Consider the following 20851-nt stretch of genomic DNA (forward strand, 5'->3'; position numbering starts at 1 on the left):
TCTTCTCAACCCGGATAAGCTTCCTCGTCCTTGTAGGGATACCACCAGAAGTCCGCCGGCTTGTCCTCGTGGTCGATCATCGAGAGCTTGGAATGACGGAACTGGTCAAGGCCTTCTGCGCCCAATTGCCGGCCGGTGCCTGACATCTTGCGGCCGCCGAACGGACCGGCGTCGTTGTCGAGCAGGGCGCTGCAGTTGATCCAGGTCATGCCCGCCTCCAACTCCTCGATGCCGCGCATGGTCTCGTGCAGGTCGGCCGTATAGAGGAACGAGCCCAGGCCGTACTTCGAGTTGTTGGCGTGCTCCAGCGCCTCGTCGAAGCTGCCGACGCGGCAGATTGGCATAACCGGACCGAAGCTTTCGTTGTTCATGATTTCCATGTCCGGCGTGCACTCGGTCATGATCGTCGTCTCGCAGAAGAAGCCGCGATTGAAACCATCGGGCCGGCCGCCGCCCAGGACGACCTTGGCGCCTTCGTCTTGGGCGCGCGCCAGCATCGCCTCGTAGCGGTCGCGTTCGCGAAGTGCCGCCATCGGTCCCATGTCGATCTTGTCGAGGCCGTTGCCGATACGAAGCTTCTTGGTCAGCTTGACGGCTTCGTCGACAAAGGCGTCATGCACCTGGTCGTGGACGTAGAACCGTTCGGCGGCGGCGCACACCTGGCCGCAGTTGAGATAAGCGCCGAACACCGCACCCTGGACCGCCATGTCCAGATTGGCCGACGGCATGACCAGGAACGGATCGTTGCCGGAGGCCTCGATCAAACAGCGCTTGAACGTGGTGCCGCACGTCTCCGACACCGCCTGGCCGGCGCCGATCGAACCGGTGAAGGCGACGCCGTCGATGCCATCGTGACCGACCAGATGTTTGCCAACCTCGACCGCGCCGGTGATGCACTGCACCAGGCCCTTCGGCAGATGGTCGAAACACTCCATCATCATCAGCGAGGAGAAGCTGGTGAGATCCGACGGCTTCAAGATGACCGCGTTGCCGGCACCGAGCGCCGCACCGGCTTCCCAGCCGAAGAGGACATAGGGGAAGTTGAAGGGCAGGATGATGCCGACAACACCGAGCGGATGCTTGGTGACGATATGCATCTGGCCGTCGGCGACCGGGCCGACCACGCGGCCGTTCTCGTGGCGGGCGGCCTCGGCATAGTAATCAAAGGCGGTCGCTGTCCATTCAACCTCGTCGGCGGACTCTTTATAGGGCTTGCCCATCTCACGGGTCAGGGCCTCGGCAAGCTTGGGCGAGAGTTCGCGGAATCGGCGCGCGACTTCGTGAAGCTCCTCGCTGCGCTTCAGCATGTTGATGCTGTTCCAATGTTTCTGGGCCCGCTGCGCATTGGCGACCGCCTCGTCGACCTCCTCGACCTTGGCCATGGCGATCTCGCCGTTGACCTCTTCGGTGGCGGGATCGATGGCGTCCACGCCGTCGGACGCGGCGCTTTTGCGGAAGCTGCCGTCCAGATAGATCGAACCGCTGAGTTGCTTGAAGGTGTCGATAACGGTCATCGTGCTCTCCCTCGTTTCCGGCGCGGTCGCCGCGCGTCCTTTTCCCGTGCCAAACGATATGAGGCGAGCGCTGGCGTGACAATGGGTTTCGCCAGGGCCTAAGCTGAAACCAACACAAATCGGGGAGATCGAACCATGGCGACCGAACTCCAGGTTGCAGCGCGCGCACTCTATGACGACGCGTTGATCTGGGACGACCACGCTGGCTTCGGCCCCGATCCGTCGGTCGACCTCAACAGACTGGCAATCTGGAAGAATGCGGGCATCAACTACCTCTCGATCAATGTTGGCTATGACCGCATGGATTGGCGCGACACCGTCAAGTCGCTGGCCGCTTTCCGGCGATGGATCAGGGCGAGCGACGCGTATGAACTGGTCGGCACGGTCGATGAGATCGAACCGGCCCGAAAGGCCGGCAAGATGGCCTGCACCTTCGACCTGGAGGGCATGAACGCGCTCGACGGATCGGTTGATATGGTTGAGTTCTATTACGACCTCGGCGTGCGCCAAATGCTGTTCGCCTACAACAAAAACAACCAGGCGGGCGGCGGCTGTCACGACGAGGATACCGGCCTGAGCGCGTTCGGTCGCGAGGTCGTGGCCGAGATGAACCGGACCGGCATGGTCATCGATTGTTCACATTGCGCCTACACGACCAGCATGGAGGCGATGGAGATGTCGTCGGCGCCGACGATCTTCTCTCACTCCAACGCGCGGGCGCTACGCGATCACGAACGCAACATCACCGACGATCAGGCCAAGGCCTGCGCGGCCAATGGCGGCGTGATCGGCGTCGTCAGCCTGGATCTCTTCATGACCGATGGTGAGGCGACCGAGGAAATTCTGGCAGACCACATCGATCACTACGTGAACCTGGTAGGCGTGGACCATGTCGGCATTGGCCTGGACTATGCCTGGGACGATGAGGAGAACGACGATGGCGGCAACGAGCTTGCCGAAACCATCGCCAAGAACCGCGACTTCTGGCCTGCGCGTCAGTATCCCGACCGACCGGTGCGTTTCCTGCCGCCCGATTGCCTGCCGCGCCTGACCGAGATTCTGTTGGAGCGCCAATATGCCGAAGGAGATGTGCGCGCCATTCTGGGTGGCAACTTCATGCGCGTCGCCCGGCAGGTGTGGAAGTGACGGGCCGCGCGCTGAACGGTTATAGCGACGTCGTCTCTGTCGCGCCCGGCGGGCGTATCGTCTTCTACGTAAGCTGTGAGGGATACGAGACCTACGACGCCCGGATCGTCAGGCTGATCTGTGCGGACGACAATCCAAAGGGCGCGCCGTTTCATGCCGAGCCTGTGAAGGCACCGTGCAACGGCAGCCACCCCGGCCACCACCAGATCATTCACGCCGGCTCTCACGGTGTCGTCGATCCGGCGCCAGACTTCATGGGGCCGGGCGGTTTCACCTTGCAGGCGCTGGTCATGCCGACAACACCAGGCAGCCGCAAGCAAGGCTTGCTCGGAACCTGGTCGGAGACCGGACAGACGGGCGCCAGCCTGATCCTGGCCGAAGACGGCTCGCTAGGCTTTGTCGCCGGTGATGGCGACAAGTCCGCCATGGTCAGCACCGGCGTACCGTTGTCGCGCCGGGCCTGGTACCGGGTCGCTGCGGTGTATGACGATGAAGGCCAGACGGTGAGGCTCCACCAAGAACCGCTCAACGGCGGCAAACCGCTCGTGACGACAGCGCCGCTTGCGCTTGCTCCAGTGCCGGGAGATGGAAAATTCCTTATCGCCGCGTGGCAGCACGCTCATCCGGATGGTCGCGGCTACCAAGCCGGGTGTTTCAACGGTCGTGTAGAAAAGCCATGTGTGTCAACCCTGGCCTTGGATGTGGAAGAACTGGCGCAGGATGACGAAGACTCGTCCAATGGCGTTGTCGCTTCTTGGGATTTTTCCCTAGATATCAGTAGCGAACGGCTGACGGATGTATCCGGTAACGGCCACCACGGCGAGACCGTCCATCTGCCCCAGCGTGGCATGCGCGGCGCTGGATGGACGGGCCGCGAGATGTGCTGGCGCCATGCGCCCGAAGAGTATGGCGCGATCCACTTCCACGACGACGACGTCTATGATTCCGATTGGCGGGAGAGTTTCGCCTGGACCGTGCCGGTGGGCACGCGAAGCGGCATCTACGCCGCACACATAACGACCGGTGAGCATGAGGAGTTCATGCCGTTCTGCGTGCGCCCGCCCAAGGGCACGGCGACGGCGGAAGTCTGCTTTCTCTATCCGACCGGCACCTACGTGGCCTACGCGAACTCCGGCCGGCACTTCCGCAACGACACGGTTGAGATGAAGCAGTTCCGCGCGACCGTCATGACCACCGCCGACTGCTTCCTGCAGGAACACTCGGAATACGGCCTTTCGACCTATGACACCCATTCCGACGGTAGCGGCGTCAGCGTGTCGTCGAGGCTCAGGCCAATCCTCAACATGCGCCCGAAGGTTCGTGTCTGGGGGCTCGCCGCCGACACCCACATCACCTCATGGCTTGAACATGACGGCCAAGCCTATGACGTCATCAGCGACGAAGACCTTCATGCCGAGGGCTTCGAGCTCTTGTCGCGCTACCGCGTCGTCATCACCGGCACCCACCCCGAATACCACACGACCGAGATGCTCGACGCCCTTGCCGCTTTTACCAAGGCTGGTGGCAGGCTGATCTATACGGGCGCCAACGGATTCTATTGGCGCATTGCCTATCACCCGAAAAAACCCGGCGTCATCGAATGCCGCAAGACCGAAGGCGGCACCAGGTCCTGGGTCAGCGAGGTCGGCGAATCCTTTATGAGCTTCACCGGCGAATACGGCGGCCTGTGGCGTCGCTCCGGGCGTACGCCTCAGCAGCTGACCGGCATCGGATTCACCGCCCAGGGTTTCGACTGGTCGTCCTGGTACGAGCGCCGACCGGGAAGCTACGACACGCGCGCCGCCTTTATCTTCGAGGGCCTGGCCGAAGACGAGAAGATCGGCGATTTCGGTCTCGTCGGCGGCGGCGCGGCCGGCTTGGAGCTCGATCGCTGCGACTACGCATTGGGGTCGCCGCCGCACACCCTGGTGCTGGCCTCGTCTGCCGGTCACAGCGAAGGCATGCTGGTGGTGATCGAGGAACTGACCTCGAACCAGCCGGTCATCGGCCCCAACCATCCCAAGGTCCACGCCGACATGACCTTCTTCGAACTGGACGGCGGCGGCGCCGTCTTCTCGACCGGTTCAATTGCGTGGGCGGGCAGCCTGCCGATCAACGGTTTCGACAACAACGTCGCGACCGTCATGCGCAACGTGCTGTCGCGTTTCCTTGATTCCAAACCCTTTACTGGTTTCGACGCCTCCGCGCCTGCCAGCCGGCCGATGGCGTGAGCGCGACCATGACGTCCGTCGACAGTCTTCAGACCATCGTCACCCACGGTCTGTGCATCGGCTGCGGTCTTTGTGAAAGCATCGCGGGCGCTGACAAGGTCGAGATGGCGATCACGTCTTATGGGCAGATGCGGCCGCAGGTGAAGCAGGCATTCACCGACGACACCATGGAGATGATCAAGGCGGTTTGTCCCGGCATTCTGATCAACGGTCCCGATCCGGCCAACGCGGGTGAGCACGGCGTCATGCACGATGTCTGGGGCCCCATCCGCACGATGACGCGCGGTTGGTCGACGGACGAGGAGCTGCGCTTTCGCTCCGCCGCGGGCGGCGCCATGACCGCGCTCGGCTGTTACATGCTGGAGAAAGAGTTGGTGGACGCGGTCGTTCATGTGCGCGCGTCGGCGACGAACCCGATGGAGACCGACGCTCTGGTCAGCCGAACACCGGACGAGGTGCGCTCTGGCGCGCAGTCGCGCTATGGCCCCGCCGCGCCGCTGCGCCACGTCATGCGGCTTCTGGACGATGGCCTTACCTTTGCCGTGTTGGCCAAACCCTGCGATTGCGCGGCGATCCGCAACCTGGCCACGGTCGATCCGCGGGTCGAAAGGCAGATCCCTTACCTCATCACCATCTTCTGCGGCGGCGTGCCGACGCGCCATACCGCCAGTAAGATCGTGCGCTACCATGGCCTCGACGACGATGACGTCGAGATCTTCCGCTGGCGCGGCAACGGTTGGCCCGGTCCGACCCATGTCGAAACGATGGACGGCGCGTCCTATGACCTGACCTATGACAAGGTCTGGTACAGCGACGACGTGCCGTGGACCTATGACATCCAGTTCCGCTGCAAGATCTGCCCCGACGCCATCGGCGAACTGGCCGATGTCAGTTGCCCGGACTCGTGGATCATGGTCGACGATAAGCCGATCCACGACGAGGCGCCCGGTGCCAACCTCTTCATCGCGCGCACCAAGGCGGGTGAGGATCTGGTCGCCGCGGCCATCGCCGATGGCGCGATTGCGGTCGAACCGTTCACGGTCGGCGACCTCGATGCGCAACACGCCGATCACGTGACACGCAAGATCGAAAACCCGGCCCGCATACGCGGCGTTGGAAAAGAGGGTGAACCGGCGCCCCGGTTCACGCGCTTCCGCAGCGGCCGTATGGCGCAGATGGCGGGCGCCGAGAGAGATCGCGCCGCCGAGGAGGGCATGCGCCAACGCATCCAACGCGGCGCCAATCGGGAACCCCTGACATGATGGACGCCGGCCGGGTGTGGTGACACGATCGCCGCTGCTCAAAGGGTGGCAGTTGCAGGAGAAGGATTAATCATGGCTCGTATCGCCGTCGGCGGCTTTCAGCACGAAACCAACACGTTCTCGCCAACCCTGGCGACACTCGACGAGTTCGAGAAACACGATGGCTGGCCCGGTCTCACCCGTGGCGAGGCGATGTTTGATGCAGTCGCCGGCATCAACATTCCAATCGAGGGTTTCATCCAGGCGGCGCGCGAAGACGGCCACGATCTCGTCCCACTGGCCTGGTCTTCGGCCGAGCCATCCTCCTATGTGACCGAAGAGGCGTTCGAGACGATTACCGGCATGCTGTGCGAGGACCTGGCGGCCAAGGGCCCGTTTGACGCGGTCTATCTGGACCTGCACGGCGCAATGGCAGTCGAACACCATGAGGACGGCGAGGGCGAAACCCTGGCGCGCGTGCGCGATGTCGTCGGTTTTGACATTCCCGTCGTCAACAGTCTGGACCTGCACGCCAATGTCACCGAACGCATGGTCCAGATGTCCTCGGTGATGACGATCTTTCGCACCTATCCGCATATCGACATGGATGTGACGGCGGCGCGCGTCTACCGCCAGCTGCAGCGCATTCTGGCCGGCGAAACCATGGCGAAGGCGTTCCGCAAGTCGCCGTTTCTGGTTCCGTTGACGGCGCAATGGACGGATGCGCCACCGAACCGCACGCTTTATGACATGGTGATGGCGGAAGAACTCGACGGTGTCGCCAATGTCGATCTCGCGCTCGCGTTTCCGCCTACGGATATCCACGATTGCGGTCCGGCGGTCGTTGCCTATGACCCCGATCCCGAACGCGCGGCGGCGGTCGCCGATCGCGTTATCGGCGCGTTCATCGATGCAGAACCCGACTTCGACAATGCGCTGTTGTCGCCGGATGAGGCGGTCCAGCGCGCCATGGGTCATGGATCAGGGCCGGTTGTGTTGGCCGATGCCCAAGATAATCCGGGCGCCGGCGGCACGTCGGACACGGTCGGCGTGCTTGAAGCTCTGGTGCGTAACGGCGCGCGGAAGGCCTCGGTCGCGCTTCTGAACGATCCCGAGGTCGCCATGATGGCGCACCAGGCCGGTGAAGGTGCCGTGCTGAGCGTCGATCTGGGTGGCAAGTCCGGCCAGGACGGTCAGGCGCCATTCAACGGTGACTTCCGCGTCGAGCGGCTGGGCGACGGTGTCTTCGAATGCACCGGCGAGATGTATCGCGGCGTGACGACCAATCTGGGTCCGATGGCGCTCCTGAAGGTCGACGGCGCGGACTGCGATGTCAGCGTCGTCGTATCGTCGAACCGGTTCCAGAATCTCGATCAGGCGTGTTTCCGCCATATCGGCGTCGAGCCGACCGAGCAGCAGATCCTGGTGGTGAAGAGCACCGTCCACTACCGCGCCGACTATGACCCAATCGCCGCCGAAACCCTGACGGTCGAGGCGCCTGGTGCCCACCCCTGCCGCTTGGTCGGTCTGCCCTACAAACACTTGCGCGAAGGCGTGCGGCTGGAGCCGATGGGTCCGGAACACCGGATGTCATAGAGCTGTGGAAGGGGAGGAGACCATGTCCAAGACCATCATCGTGACCGGCGCCAGCCGCGGTATCGGCGCCGCGATTGCAATGGGGGCCGGGCGGCGGGGTTGGCGCGTGTGCGTCAACTACAACAGTTCGCCCGACAAGGCCGAAGAGGTCGCGGCCGCCGTCGAGGCCAACGGCGGCGAGGCCTTCACGTTCAGGGCCAGCATGGGTGTCGAGGATGAGCTGGTTGCCATGTACAAGGCGGTCGACGACAAGTGGGGCGGCTTGGACGGTGTGTGCAATAACGCGGGCATCGATCACGAGGCCGACTTCGCGGAGACGACGTGGGAGAACTACCTGAAGGTTTTCGACGTCAACATCCTGGGCCTGATGGCCAGTTGCCGCGAAGCCGTCCGGCGCATGGCGACATCGAGAGGCGGCTCGGGCGGTTCGATCGTCAATATCGGGTCGATCTCGGCGCGCACCGGCGGCCTGCCGGGTGATGTCATCTATACGGCGACCAAGGGGGCGGTCGATTCGTTTACGCTTGGCCTGGCCAAGGAAGTCGGTCCCGATGGCATCCGTGTCACCTGTGTCCGGCCCGGCGTCATCCGAACGGATATCTTCTCCGGCAACGCATTTGGCCTGGAACAGGTCGAGGAACTCGCCCGCACGAATTCGCCGATGCAGCGCATTGGTGAACCCAACGAAGTCGCCGCCATGGCGCTGTTTTTGCTGTCGGATGAGGCGTCGTTCTGTACCGGCATGACCTATGATGTGAACGGCGGGCGCTAGCTGGCGGCCAGGTCAATCGTGAGTTAGGGCGAGGGACGGCTATCACACTGACACCAATGTGTAATTGACCTCGACCGGCGTGCCGGACATGGTGGTAGTGACTATTGTGAGTTCAGCTCACATCAAACTCATGGCGATAGAGAAGAAAATGATCAAAAGAAGCCTGCTAGGGGCCATTATCGTAACCGCCGCCGGGGCATTGGCGGCCTGCCAGTCCTCGCCGAGCGAAACACCACCAATCGGCCAGTTTTATGCCGGCGATGACGGCACGGAGAGCGTCGGCTTGTTCGATCAGGGCTTCGATCAAGCGGTCGAGGATCCCGCCGAGACAATCTTCATCATCTACAATCACGGCACCTATTGGGGTGCCGGCTACGAAGACTGCTATCCCGGCACCATACCGAGCTTCGTCCGTCGTTGGGGCGAGTACGGCATCGACGGCCGCGATGTCACCGTGTTCTATCTATGCACCCAGGTGACCGAGAAACGCTTTGTCCTGGGCCGCCAGCGTTCGGAAGAGAACGAGGCGTTGCTTGACCGCCTGGCTGCTCTCGGTGTGCCGCGCGAACATATCTTCGTCTTCGGCCATTCCGGCGGGGCCAGCGCGGCGTTGCTGACCGCCGAGCGGGCGCAGGAGAAGTTCAACGCCGCGGTCGTCAGCGCACCGGGCTACGGCTTTGCGTACCTGGAAGCCGAAGGCGAGTCCGCAAACTGGCTCGACTTGGAGTACGACAAGTGGCGCAGTCGTCTGGCCACCGCCGACGACATGCAGGCGCTGGTCTATGTCTATGATGGCGACATCATCACGCCGCCGGCGCAGGCGCTGTTTCTACGCGACCATCCGGGTGTTCGGATGATCCAGATCCAAGCGCCGAACGACGACGGCGTGTTGTGCAAGGACGAACCTGAGCCGCACTTCTATTGGTGGAGTGCTTGCTTCAAGCGTGACCAGGTCGATGTCGTTGAGGCCTACATCAAGGAGCGCCTCGACCTCGACAGTTGAGGGTCGATGGGTCTGGAGCGGCGCGGCTTACTCGGCGGCGTCGCTCTCTTCTGCTGACTGGCTCTCGTCGAGTACCAGGGCCGCGGAGTTCATGCAGAAGCGTTGCCCCGTCGGCTGGGGGCCATCCGGGAAGACGTGACCCAGATGGGCATCGCAACGGCTGCACAACACTTCTGTGCGCGGCATGAAGAAGAGGCTGCGGTCCGTCTCCGTCGCAACGGCCTCATCGGAGACCGGCTCGTAAAAACTCGGCCAGCCGGTGCCTGAATCGTACTTCGTCGCGGCATCGAACAGGGGTTGGCCGCAACAGATGCAGCGATAGATGCCCGGCTTCTTGCTGTCGTGATACTTGCCGGTAAAGGCGCGCTCGGTGCCTTTCAGGCGGGTGACGCTATAGGACTCCGGCGACAGCTGGCGCTGCCACTCGGCTTCCGTCTTGACGACCTTGTCCGTCATCCTGTTTCTCCTGGCTTCCGTTGCAGGATATGGCCCGCGAACGCCCGTAGGTCAACGCCGTGCACACAGCCGTGAACGCCGCTAACCGCCGTGGCGCGTCAGGAACCCTTCCAGGATCGGGAAATAGGTGTCCGGTTGCTCAAAGGACGTCATGTGGGCGGCGTTGGCGATGACATGGATCTCGCTTGTCGGCATTTGTTGGTGCATACGCATCGAGCATGACGGCGTCAGTTCGTCGTGCTCACCCACAACGATCAGCGTCGGCGCCTCGATGCGGGCGAGATCGTCGAGCCGATTCCAGTCCTTCAAATTGCCAGTGCACTGAAACTCGCTGGCGCCCCACATGTAGCCGTAGATCCCCATCTCGATGTTATCCATCGAGCGCTTGATCGGCGCCGGCAGGGCCTCCAGACGATGGACGTGACGCCAGCTCAGGATGTCGAGCGCTGCCGCATACTCCGGGTGGTCGGTCGACCCTTCGGCCTCGCGGCGCAGCATCATGTTGACGGTCTCGCTTCCCAGCGCGGTGCGCAGCCGGTTCTGCTCGGTCAAGAGATGCGGCACGTCCGCCACGGTGTTGGAGAGCGTCAGGCTCTTGATGTCATCAGGAAAGGTGAGCGCATGCTCGATGGCCAGGAAGCCACCCCAAGACTGACCGAGTACATGGACGCGGCCCAGGTCGAGGCCGGCCCGAACCTGCTCCATCTCCCGCGCGTAGCGTTCGATGGTCCAGAGTGCCGTGTCGCCGGGCCGTTCGGAGCGGCCGGTGCCCAGTTGGTCCCAGGTCACGACGCGCCAGCCTTTGTCGGCCAGGTGGCTGTGGCCGTCGCGCAGGTAGTCGCAAGGCAGACCCGGGCCGCCGTTGACCAGGAACAGGACCTCGTCGCCCGAACCGAAGCTATAGGTCATGACCTCGCCGCCGTCGACGGCGACCGCGGTCATCGCGTCAGGCTGGCGTTCGACGTCAGGAAGTGATTCGCTCATGGCATCAACCGTTCTGTTCCGCCAGGAAGTCCTCGAGCACATTGAAGTAGGCGGCGGGATCTTCAAAGCAGGTGGAGTGGGAGGTGTTCGGGAACACCGTGATGCGGCTGTTGGGCAGGGCATGATGCATCTTCATGGCGCAGGCGGGCGTCAGCTCGTCGTGTTCACCGACGATGATCAATGCCGGCCGGTCGATGCGATGCATATCGGGAATGCGGTTCCAGTCCTTCAGGTTGCCCGTGTACACGAACTCGTTGGGACCCTGCATGATGTTGTAGATATCGAACACCATCCCATCCATTGAACGCTGGAGTGCCGGCGGGATGGTGTCGAGACGATGAACATGGCGCCAGTCCAGCAAGGCGACCGCGGCCTTGTACTCGGGATGGCCGATCGTGCCATCGGCTTCACGCCGCAGCATCATGGTCACGGTCTCAGGGCCAAGCGCCGAGCGCAGCCGGCTGAGTTCGCTGACAAGGTGGGGCAGGTCGCCGGCCGTGTTGGAGAGCACCAGGGACTTCACGCCGTCTATGAAGGTCAGCGCATACTCGATGGCGAGCCAACCGCCCCAGGATTGGCCGAGCAAGTGAATGGGACCCAGGCCCAGACCGGTCCGGACCGCCTCCAGTTCGCGCGCGTAACGTTCGATCGTCCACAGCGACGGGTCGTCTGGCCGGTCGGAACGACCCGTACCCAATTGGTCCCAGGTCACGACGCGCAGCCCGTCCATGGCCAGATGGCTGTGGCTATCGCGCATGTAATCGCACGGCAATCCAGGACCGCCATTGGCCAAGAACAGGACGTCATCGCCCGAACCGAAGCTGTAGGTCATTACGTCGCCGCCTTCGACGGCAACACGCTCCATGGCGTCGGGCTGGCGTTCAACGCCTTCAAGCGTTTCGGTCATGGTGATTGTTCGCTCCTTATCATGTGGCGGCTCAATAGCGTTCCCGGCACGCTCGACAGATCGTGTCAGACATCGCCTTCATGAGCTCTTAGAAACGCGGCCATCGTGTCATCGCCTTTGAATTCGGCCCAGCCACGCGCGGTAGACTTATGGGTATCGTCGAGAATGTCCAGCCGAGCGCCGCGCTTGACAAGATGTTCGACCATCAGAGGATGGCCCCCCGACACGGCTGCGTGAACCGGCGTACAACCGACGTCCAACTGCGGCGCGAGCGCATTGATATCGGCACCGTGATCGAGCAGCACGTCGGCAGCTTCGATTTGTCCGTTGCGAGCCGCATAGGAACACGCCTGCGCCACACCGTCTTCCACGCTGAGTGTGGGGCCGGGTTGACCGGGTAACCCGATACAATTGGCTCGAAAACCGCCGGCCTCGTCCAGGTGGCTGCGCACGGCGTCGGCATCGCCCAGACCGGCATGGATTCGCAAATCGGTTGGCGCGCCGTGATCGACGATCAGTTGTGCCTCGGCCGGCAGACCGTAGTAGAGACAGATCTCAGCAGGCGACATGTTCAGGTGATCGACCGCATAGACATCACCGCGCGCGCCAGCTTCAAGTAACACGCGCGTCAGCTCCAGGTCACCAGTAGCGCCATGAAGCGGGCTTTGGCCATCGTCATCAAACGCGTTGACATCCATGCCTGCCCCAAGAAGGAGGCGCGCGACATCGGCGCCGTTTGCAAGTTTCGGCCATTGACGAACGGCGATGTGCAGCAGGGTCTCACCGCTGGCATTGCGCCGCGTCGCCAGGTCGGGCTCGGTCTGCAGCCGCGCCGCTAGTCCCGCCAGGTCGCCTGTGGCGGCGAGGCCGCAAACGCTATCGTCCAACTGGCTCATCGCTGTACTCAGAAGACGTGCTGGTTTGGCCGTTGCTTCTGTCCGCTGCCTACGTCAAACGTTCGCGTGCCAGCGGTGCGGTCGAGCAGTGAATGCCGCCGCCGCCGCGCCACACGGCCTCGTAGTCGAGCTGGATCACCTCGATGCCCGCTTTGTCGAGTTTTTCCAGCGTACGTTCGGAGGTCTCGCTCATGATCACGCGGCCCGGCGCGATCGCCAGACAGTTGATCGTGAAGGCTTCGTCTTCCGGCGACAGCTCGATCAGCCTGATGCCGCGCTTCTGGAGATCCTCCATGAAAGCAAACGGCAACAGGATCGGATTGACCAGGGCGGTATCGACATCGACCATGACAAACATGCCGTCGATATGCAGGCGGAAACCCGGTACCTGCATGCGTATGAGCTCGATACCCATAGGCGCCAGAACTTCGTCAATCTGGCGCGCGGCTTCTTCGTTGACCCGGCTCGAGATGCCGATGACGGCGGTCTGTTCATTGATCCAGGCAAAGCTGCCGCCTTCGCAGATGCCCGTGCCGTTGATCGTGCGCAGGATCGGCATGCCAAGCTTGGCCAAGGTCCGCGTCGCCGGCATCTCCTCACCGCGCCGCACGCGCGGGCCCAGACGGCACACGATCGCACCGCCATCGACCGCGATGACGACGTCGCGGGTGTAACAGCTTTTCATGCGGCCCGGCGCGCATTCGTCCAGCATGACGACACGAACCTGGTTTTCCTCCAGCGTCTTGACCAGGGCATCGTGCTGGGCCTGCATGGCCGGCAGGTCGGGCGGCTCCGCGCCGCGCCAGTACCAGCCGGTTTCCGGATCGCCATAGGCGCCCAACTCCTCGATCTTCTTGTCCGGGTCGACGGTGTTGAGTTCGTCGCCGGGGCGATGCATCAACACGGACTGCAGACGCCCAACATCGTTACGGCAACCCCAGACCTGACCCCAGTTGCCTTCTTGCTCTTCCGCCGTCTCGAACGCCGGCTCGGGCTCCGAGGCGAAGGTCTTGATCAGTTGGTTATAGCGCACGTCTTCAGGGGTCATGATCGGCATGGGGGTCGGTCCTCGCTATCGGTGATGGCGCATGGTCGGCCTTGGCCGTCGCGGCGTCAATCGTGACGATAACCGAAAAGGCAGATCTTCAACCGGCGAGCACCACCAGCGCATCGGCGGCCACCGTGGATCCGTCCCGCCGCACCATGACGGGATTGACGTCGAGTTCGGCGAGCCGTTCGGCGTTGGCCATGGCGAACCGCTCGATCGCACGAATCGTTGCGACCAGGTTGGCCCGAGCGGTACATTCGAGTGGTATCGAAAGCCGATCCAGAACCGCCGTCATCTCGCGATCGCTGGCGGGAATCAGGGCTAAGGCGTAGTCGCGGATCTGTTCAACGTCGACCCCGCCACGCCCGATGACGAGCGCCAGACCCAACGCGGCATGGCGCTTGACGCCTATCAGAAGTTCGGCGGCGACGTCGTCGACCATTGCCTCAATCAAGACGTGTTCGAGGACATGATCTGGTGCCGATCGTTCGAGGTCCTGGCGCATGGTGTTGACCGCTGTCTCGACGTCGTCGATGGAATGAAGGCCGAGTTTGACTCCGCCCAACTTGCTCTTGTGCGCCAGGGTTTCGCTCAGGACTTTCAGTACAACGGGAAAGCCGATCTTGGCGGCGGCTTCGCCCGCCTGACCGGCGGGTCCCGCCCAGCCCTTGGGCGCTCGAAGACCGTGCTCGGCCAGCGCCCGCTTACCCGCCCATTCATCAAGGGCGCGCGGCGTTGTGGCCGGCGCGGTGCCTTGCAAGGGCGGTTCCGGTGGTGCCTCTATCTGATCGAGCCGCGCGCCATACGCGGCCGCTTGTGCCATGGCATCGAGCGTCTCGGTGAAACCGCATAGCGGCGCCACGCCGCCGGCCAGTAGTTTTCCGCGCAGGTGCGGCTCCAGTCCTTCCGGCAGCAGCGACGCGGTAACGACCGGAAACCCGACACGCCGACGCAATGCGATCAGCGCATCGATGGTCGGGTGCCACGGCGTGTCGCCACCTGTTTCCCGGCGCGGCACATCCAGTATGAAGGTCAGGATATCCGTCCTGTCACGGCTGATGTCTTGGAGACAGGTTGTCATGGAATCCGCGTTATCCATGGAGACAGCCGCATCGGCCCGCCAAGGCAGGTTGAAGTCAAGCGGGTTCGACACCGTGACGACATCGGGCAGGGTCGGTTTGATCGCTGCCTCAACCTCGGCTGGGATCGGCGGCAGTGCCAAACCGCGATCGCGCGCCTGTTCGGCCAGCAGCGTCGCCGCCGCGCCGGAGTTAGTGACGAAGAAGGCGCGATTGCCTGCCGGCACGCCGCTCACGGCCACAAGCTTGGTGGTTTCGACGAGCTGCTTGGGAGAGGCGACATCGATCAGGGCGTAACGCTCGATCAGGGCGCGCCAGAAGTCGTTGGGGACGGCAAGATTGCCGGTGTGACTCAGGGAGCGCTCGGCCGATGCCGGTGTGCCGCCGCCACGCAACAACACCACGGGGATGCGCCGGTCGAGCGCCTTGCCCAGCGCCTCCGACAGCGCAGCGCCATTCGTCAGGCCTTCGACATAAAGGCCGATCACGCGCACCCGTTCGTCATCCAGGACGAAGTCGATCAGGTCGGCGCTATCGATCACCGCCTGGTTCCCCACGCTTATTCCGTAGCCCATGGGATAGGCTTGCTCGACACTGATGATGCCGTAGAGAAACGCCCCGCTCTGCGAGATCAACGCGACCCCCGACCCGTCGACAGGCGACAGGGGATTGTATTCGCCCCACAGCGCGACGCCGTCGAAGGCGTTGATCACGCCCATGCAGTTGGGGCCGATGACCGCCATGTCGCCCGCTGCCTTGGCCAGGTTTTCCTGGGCGACGCTGAACTCGCCGCCCAATTCGCCGAAGCCGGCGGCATGGCAGACGGCGCCGCCCGCGCCCATCTGGGCGAGCGAGGTCACCATGTCGATGGAGCCGTCCCGCGACAGAGCGATGAATGCCGCATCCGGCGCCACGTCCAAGGCGTCGAGCGACGGCGTACAGGCGATGCCGGCGAGGGTTTCATAGCGCGGGTTGATGGCGATGATCTCGCCGCTGAAGCCGCTGTCCCTGCACATGGCGATACACCGCTCCAGATGCCGGCCGCCGATAAAGGCAATATGTCGTGGCTTCAGCATACGTTTGAGATTGGCGCGCTGTCGTTCGCGGCGTTGGTTGGTCATCGCATATCTCTCTGCGAGGGATGCCTGGCGTGTCGCTTTAGGAACCGGTGGACGTTTCCTTCGCGGCTGCTTCCGTGTCGGCGACACCGGCGGCGATTAACTTGCCGAGGCGACGCGTTGTCGCGCCGACCCGGCCGTTGTCGCGGGCGGCAAGGTCGATCTTGCCGGCGGCGCGGCGAACCAGTTTGGTACCGATCCATCGGACGGGCTCAGGCGGGAACTCCGGATCGGGCGGTCGGACCAGGCCAAGCGCCGTCAGCTCATCCGGTGTTTCGAGGACGAGCGAGGCCAGCACCTTGCCGGCAAGCCGGCACGGGCCCACACCATCACCGGAGAAGCCGGTGGCATGCACGATATCCGGCGACCCGGGCAGGGGACCGAATACCGGCAGGCCGTCGCGCGACCGGTCGATCGGGCCGGACCAGGCATAGGTGGCTTGAAGTCCCGGCATGATGGGATCGAGTTCCTTGCGGCGGCGATCGGCATCGAGAAGGCGTGCCGTGTCGTCCTCGAACGACGCGTCGACGTGACCGCCCAGAGCCAGCGCGGTGCCGGGTTTGCCGAACAGCACACGCCCGCCGGCCGTTGGCCGCAGTGAGTTGATCAGGTTGTAGGAATCGTTGACGCACGGACCGTCGGCAAAACCGGTTTCTTGCAGGCGCTCGGGCTGGGGAGCGGTCATCGCGTTGCCATAGCCGGTGACCATGATGAAGCGGCGCAGCTCGGGCAGGCGGGCGCCCCAGGCGTTCATCGCGATGACCACCTTGTCCGCCGTGATCGATCCATGGTCCGTGCGCACGACCGGCGGCCGCCGCCTCTCCAGACCCGTCAGGCCCGTGTGTTCATGGATGGTGACACCGCGCTCAAGAGCAACGCGCCTCAGTCCCCTGACCAGCTTCGCCGGTTGCAGATGCCCGGCGGTGCGGTCAAGCATGCCGGACAGGATCCCGCTCAGCCCCCAGCGGCTCTCGATCTCAGCACCCGACAGTTCTTCGTAGGGCGTTATCTGATGACGCGCCAGATCGTCCATCATGGCGGGCCAGTGACCGTCATGATGGGGCCGTGTCGCTGCCATCAGCCAGCCGTGCCGGCGTATCTCCGCGTCGATCCCGTTGTCATCGCAGAACTGGACGAGGTCCTCGATGCCTTGATCGACGGCGCGGCCGATGGCGACGGCCTCGTCGCGTCCGAACCGGCGCTTCATGGTTGCGAACTTGGCCCACAGATTAAGCAGGTAGCCGGCGTTGCGGCCACTGGCGCCCCAACCGCAGATGTCGCGTTCGATCAGGACGACGTCGAGTGACGGTTCGCGGGTCTTCAGATCGATCGCGGTCCACAGACCGGTGTAGCCGCCGCCGACAATCGCCACATCGGCGCGGCGGTCGCGGTCCAGGGGTGGTGCGTCGCTGCCTGGCGTTTCCAGCGCCAGCGCCTCGTCCAGCCAATAGTTACGGTGGATGATCTTGTCCGGTGGTGTCATGGCGCGCTGCCTTGGCTGTGGCGTCGCGAAGTCTAGACCCAAGCCGCCCTCGGTCCATCACGGAAATGCCGGTGTTTCGGGTTTTCCAACCGGCTTGCGGGTGATTAGGTTGAGTCGGCATTTTCAAAGGGGCACCGCATGAGCCGAGACGAGCGTTACGATATCCTGTTCGAGCCGGTAAGAATCGGTCCGGTCACGGCCAAGAACCGCTTCTTTCAGGTACCGCACTGCACCGGTATGGGATCGAACTGGCCGCTGTCCCATGCCGCCTTTCGCCGTCAGCGGGCCGAAGGTGGTTGGGCCGTCATCTGCACCGAAGAGACGATGATCCATCCGACGTCGGACGCCTATCCCGGTGCCTCCATGCGGTTGTGGGATGACGACGACATCAAGACCTTCGCCTTGGCCGCAGACGCTGTCCACGAGCACGGATCGTTGTTCGGGGTGGAGCTGGTCCATGGCGGTCTGTCGCGCGCTAACCGGACCAGCCGCATGACTCCCGTCGCCCCGTCCCATACGGCCAACAAGTACCCGACCCGCCCACAGGCGCGCGGGATGGACAAGGCCGACATCAAGGAGTTCCGGCGCTGGCACCGCGACGCCGCGATCCGCGCCAAGAAGGCGGGCACCGACGTCGTCTATATCTACGCTGCCCACAACATCGCGCTTCCCATGCACTTTCTGTTGCCCCGCTATAACCGGCGGAATGATGAATACGGCGGTTCGCTGGAAAATCGCGTGCGCCTGTTGCGCGAAGTGCTGGAGGACACCCACGAAGCGATCGGCGACACCTGCGCCGTCGCACTGCGTTTCGCGGTCGACGAATGCATGGGTGCTGATGGGCTGGAGTGGGACAAGGAAGGTCGCGAGGTCGTCGAGATGCTGGCGGACGTGCCGGATATCTGGGACGTCAACATCAGTGGCTGGGAGTATGACTCCAACACCAGCCGGTTCTCCGAAGAGGGCTATCAAGAACCCTATATCGCCTTCGTCAAGCAGTTGACGTCGAAACCGGTTGTCGGTGTCGGCCGTTACACGTCTCCCGACGCCATGGTCGCGGCCGTGAAAAATGGCGTGATGGATTTTATCGGCGCGGCACGCCCGGCCATTGCCGACCCGTTCCTGCCCAACAAGATCGAAGAGGGGCGGATCGACGACATTCGCGAGTGCATCGGCTGCAATATTTGCGTCACCGGCAACAACACCTTCGCGCCGATGCGCTGCACCCAGAATCCCGTTGTCGGCGAGGAGTGGCGTCGCGGCTGGCATGCCGAACAAATCGCCGCCAAGGGCTCCGACGAGCAGATCCTTATCGTCGGCGGCGGGCCCGCGGGCCTGGAAGCGGCACGAGCCCTGGGACAGCGTGGCTATTCCGTGACCTTGGCCGAGCGCGAAAAGGAACTGGGCGGTCGTCTGAATTGGGAGACCAGCCTGCCGGGCCTGGCCACCTGGGCCAGGGTGCGCGACTGGCGGCTCGGTCAGATCGGCACCATGGCCAACGTCCAGGTCTATCTGGATAGTCTCCTGGACGATAAGTCGATACGCCAGTTCGGTGCCGCCCACGTGGTTCTGGCGACCGGCGCGACATGGCGTCGCGACGGTGTCGGCCATAGTCATCATCACGCGCTGCCGGGTGCCGGGCGGTCGGGTGTGATTGGACCGGAAGATGTCGCCCGAGGTCCTGTCGGCGAGGGGCCGGTGGTCGTCTATGACGACGACCAAATGTATCTGGGCGGGGTGTTGGCCGAAAAGCTGGCCCGCGACGGCCATGACGTGACCTTGGTGACGCCTGGCTCGGATGTTTCCGCGTTCACCATTTTGACGTTGGAGCAGCCTTTCGTGCAGCAACGCCTGCGCGAACTCGGCGTGACGATCCTGCAGCAGACCGACCTGGTCGCCGTTCATGACGGTGAGGCCGAACTGGCTTGCATCTTCACACGAGCGACGCATCGGGTGCCGGCCGCGACGGTGGTGTTGGTGACGTCGCGGGTGCCAAACGAGGCGATCTATCACAAGCTGGCGCGCCGGCCGGACCTGTTGGATGCCGCTGGCATCAAAACGGTGGGGATTATCGGGGATTGTGTCGCGCCCGGCCTGGTTGCGGCGGCGGTCCACGATGGCCATCTCTATGCCCGGGAACTTGATATGCCGACGCCGCCTAATCCCGATGTGCCGTTCTTGCGCGAGCACATGGACCTGAGAGAGGAAAGGGAGAGCGTGTGATGGTCGAGGTCATGTTGCCGCTAACCGGTGCCTGCCAATGTCGTGCGGTCACCTATCGTGTTTCTGCGGCACCGTTGACGCTCTACTGTTGCCATTGCACGGAGTGCCAGCACCAGTCGTCGTCGGCCTTCGGTATGTCGTGCCTGGTCGACCGGGCCGACCTGACGGTGGACTGGTCGCAACTGGCTGTATGGACCCGACCGACCGATAGCGGCAATCAGCTGCAGTGTTACTTCTGTCCGACCTGCGGCGGGCGGCTGTTTCACATGTCGAAGGGCGATGACAGCATCGTGTCGGTCAAAGCGGGCTCATTCGACGACCGGTCCTGGCTTGTCCCGGTCGGTCATATCTGGACCGCGAGTGCGCAGCCATGGGTTGATATCCCGGAAGACCTGCTGAACGTGTTGCACGACCCCGACGACATGACACCCTTCGTGGAGCGATGGCGCGCCACGACCAGCGGTTGGTTCGCCTGATGCCGGGTCGCGGCGGACAGCGCGCGGCCTTGCCGCAGCATGGTGGCTGCCAGTGCGGTCATGTGCGTTATCGCCTGAGCGCGCCGCCGCTGGTCCTCTACGCCTGCCACTGCACCGAATGCCAGCACCAATCAGCGTCGGCCTTTGGGATGTCGATGGCCGTGGACCGCGGCGCGCTGTCCGTTGATTGGGCACGTTGCGGGACCTGGGAACGAGAAAGCGCGAGCGGCAGGACGGTCGCATGCCGGTTCTGTCGCCGGTGCGGGGCCCGCCTGTTCCATGAGCCCTCGCGCAATCCCGCCATCGTCAACATCAAACCGGGTTCGCTCGACGACCGATCCTGGCTGCAACCAGTGGGTCATCTGTGGGTGCGCAGCAAGCAACCATGGGTTAGGATCCCCGATCGTGCCTTGGCCTACGACGGACAGCCTGAAGATTTCGACGACTTGTTCGTCGCGTGGCGCGGCGTGGTGGACAAGCTGATCACAATGCCGTCGGTTTCTTCAACAGGATCAACCGTTTCGTGACTCTTTAGTCGGTATCGCGTAATTGCTAACATTGAAGATACGGTCGGGCGGGCCAAAGTAACGTTGTATGGGGATGGGGAATGAGGCGACTTTGCCCAGTCGCACGACAGACGGCGGCTCGCGATGACGCCGGTCGTTCAACCGGCAAGCG

At 63.4% G+C, this 20851-nt stretch carries 17 protein-coding genes; 9 read left to right on the forward strand and 8 right to left on the reverse strand.

The window, feature by feature from the left end:
- Positions 1-5: 5 nt before the first annotated feature.
- On the reverse strand, positions 6-1514 hold the full coding sequence (locus tag AAF563_17550; protein ID MEM7123089.1) for an aldehyde dehydrogenase family protein: 1509 nt from the start codon (positions 1512-1514) through the stop codon (positions 6-8).
- 135 nt (positions 1515-1649) lie between these two features.
- Here AAF563_17550 and AAF563_17555 point away from each other — a divergent pair, with 135 nt between their 5' ends.
- The 6 genes from AAF563_17555 (at position 1650) to AAF563_17580 (ending at position 9503) form a co-directional block, all read left to right on the forward strand.
- Complete coding sequence (locus AAF563_17555) at positions 1650-2660, forward strand: membrane dipeptidase (GenBank protein MEM7123090.1); 1011 nt, start codon at positions 1650-1652, stop codon at positions 2658-2660.
- Positions 2657-4891 (forward strand): N,N-dimethylformamidase beta subunit family domain-containing protein, encoded by a 2235-nt coding sequence (locus tag AAF563_17560; GenBank protein MEM7123091.1) that lies wholly within the window; start codon positions 2657-2659, stop codon positions 4889-4891. Before AAF563_17555 ends, AAF563_17560 begins: the two co-directional genes overlap by 4 nt.
- An 8-nt stretch (positions 4892-4899) precedes the next feature.
- Positions 4900-6153: a Coenzyme F420 hydrogenase/dehydrogenase, beta subunit C-terminal domain gene (locus AAF563_17565; protein ID MEM7123092.1), complete on the forward strand. Its 1254-nt coding sequence runs from the start codon at positions 4900-4902 to the stop codon at positions 6151-6153.
- A gap of 72 nt (positions 6154-6225) precedes the next feature.
- Positions 6226-7728: a M81 family metallopeptidase gene (locus AAF563_17570; protein ID MEM7123093.1), complete on the forward strand. Its 1503-nt coding sequence runs from the start codon at positions 6226-6228 to the stop codon at positions 7726-7728.
- Positions 7729-7750: 22 nt separating this feature from the next.
- Positions 7751-8500, forward strand: a complete 750-nt coding sequence (locus tag AAF563_17575) for an SDR family oxidoreductase (GenBank protein MEM7123094.1) — start codon at positions 7751-7753, stop codon at positions 8498-8500.
- 148 nt (positions 8501-8648) lie between these two features.
- Positions 8649-9503: a hypothetical protein gene (locus tag AAF563_17580; GenBank protein ID MEM7123095.1), complete on the forward strand. Its 855-nt coding sequence runs from the start codon at positions 8649-8651 to the stop codon at positions 9501-9503.
- A gap of 27 nt (positions 9504-9530) precedes the next feature.
- Here the strand turns inward: AAF563_17580 and msrB are convergent, their stop codons facing one another.
- From msrB to AAF563_17615, 7 genes are all read right to left on the reverse strand, one after another.
- Positions 9531-9959: a peptide-methionine (R)-S-oxide reductase MsrB gene (gene msrB / locus AAF563_17585; protein MEM7123096.1), complete on the reverse strand. Its 429-nt coding sequence runs from the start codon at positions 9957-9959 to the stop codon at positions 9531-9533.
- Between the two features lie 81 nt (positions 9960-10040).
- Positions 10041-10943, reverse strand: a complete 903-nt coding sequence (locus tag AAF563_17590; protein ID MEM7123097.1) for a proline iminopeptidase-family hydrolase — start codon at positions 10941-10943, stop codon at positions 10041-10043.
- Positions 10944-10947: 4 nt separating this feature from the next.
- The gene (locus tag AAF563_17595; GenBank protein ID MEM7123098.1) at positions 10948-11850 is read right to left on the reverse strand and encodes a proline iminopeptidase-family hydrolase; all 903 of its coding nucleotides are present in this window, start codon (positions 11848-11850) and stop codon (positions 10948-10950) included.
- Between the two features lie 65 nt (positions 11851-11915).
- The gene (locus tag AAF563_17600) at positions 11916-12746 is read right to left on the reverse strand and encodes an ankyrin repeat domain-containing protein (GenBank protein MEM7123099.1); all 831 of its coding nucleotides are present in this window, start codon (positions 12744-12746) and stop codon (positions 11916-11918) included.
- A gap of 49 nt (positions 12747-12795) precedes the next feature.
- Positions 12796-13803 carry an arginine deiminase family protein gene (locus tag AAF563_17605; GenBank protein MEM7123100.1) on the reverse strand — a complete coding sequence of 336 codons (1008 nt, stop codon included), beginning with the start codon at positions 13801-13803 and terminating at the stop codon, positions 12796-12798.
- An 88-nt stretch (positions 13804-13891) separates the two neighbouring features.
- Positions 13892-15994: an acetate--CoA ligase family protein gene (locus AAF563_17610; GenBank protein MEM7123101.1), complete on the reverse strand. Its 2103-nt coding sequence runs from the start codon at positions 15992-15994 to the stop codon at positions 13892-13894.
- Positions 15995-16031: 37 nt separating this feature from the next.
- Positions 16032-17474 carry an FAD-binding oxidoreductase gene (locus AAF563_17615; protein ID MEM7123102.1) on the reverse strand — a complete coding sequence of 481 codons (1443 nt, stop codon included), beginning with the start codon at positions 17472-17474 and terminating at the stop codon, positions 16032-16034.
- 138 nt (positions 17475-17612) lie between these two features.
- Here AAF563_17615 and AAF563_17620 point away from each other — a divergent pair, with 138 nt between their 5' ends.
- From AAF563_17620 to AAF563_17630, 3 genes are read left to right on the forward strand one after another with little or no spacing between them, the layout of a single operon-like run.
- Positions 17613-19697: an FAD-dependent oxidoreductase gene (locus AAF563_17620; protein ID MEM7123103.1), complete on the forward strand. Its 2085-nt coding sequence runs from the start codon at positions 17613-17615 to the stop codon at positions 19695-19697.
- On the forward strand, positions 19697-20173 hold the full coding sequence (locus AAF563_17625) for a GFA family protein (GenBank protein ID MEM7123104.1): 477 nt from the start codon (positions 19697-19699) through the stop codon (positions 20171-20173). Before AAF563_17620 ends, AAF563_17625 begins: the two co-directional genes overlap by 1 nt.
- Positions 20140-20700 carry a GFA family protein gene (locus AAF563_17630; protein ID MEM7123105.1) on the forward strand — a complete coding sequence of 187 codons (561 nt, stop codon included), beginning with the start codon at positions 20140-20142 and terminating at the stop codon, positions 20698-20700. The genes AAF563_17625 and AAF563_17630 overlap by 34 nt, the downstream gene beginning before the upstream one ends.
- Positions 20701-20851: the final 151 nt, after the last annotated feature.

The sequence above is a fragment of the Pseudomonadota bacterium genome, from assembly GCA_039028155.1.
Taxonomy (GTDB): domain Bacteria; phylum Pseudomonadota; class Alphaproteobacteria; order SP197; family SP197; genus JANQGO01.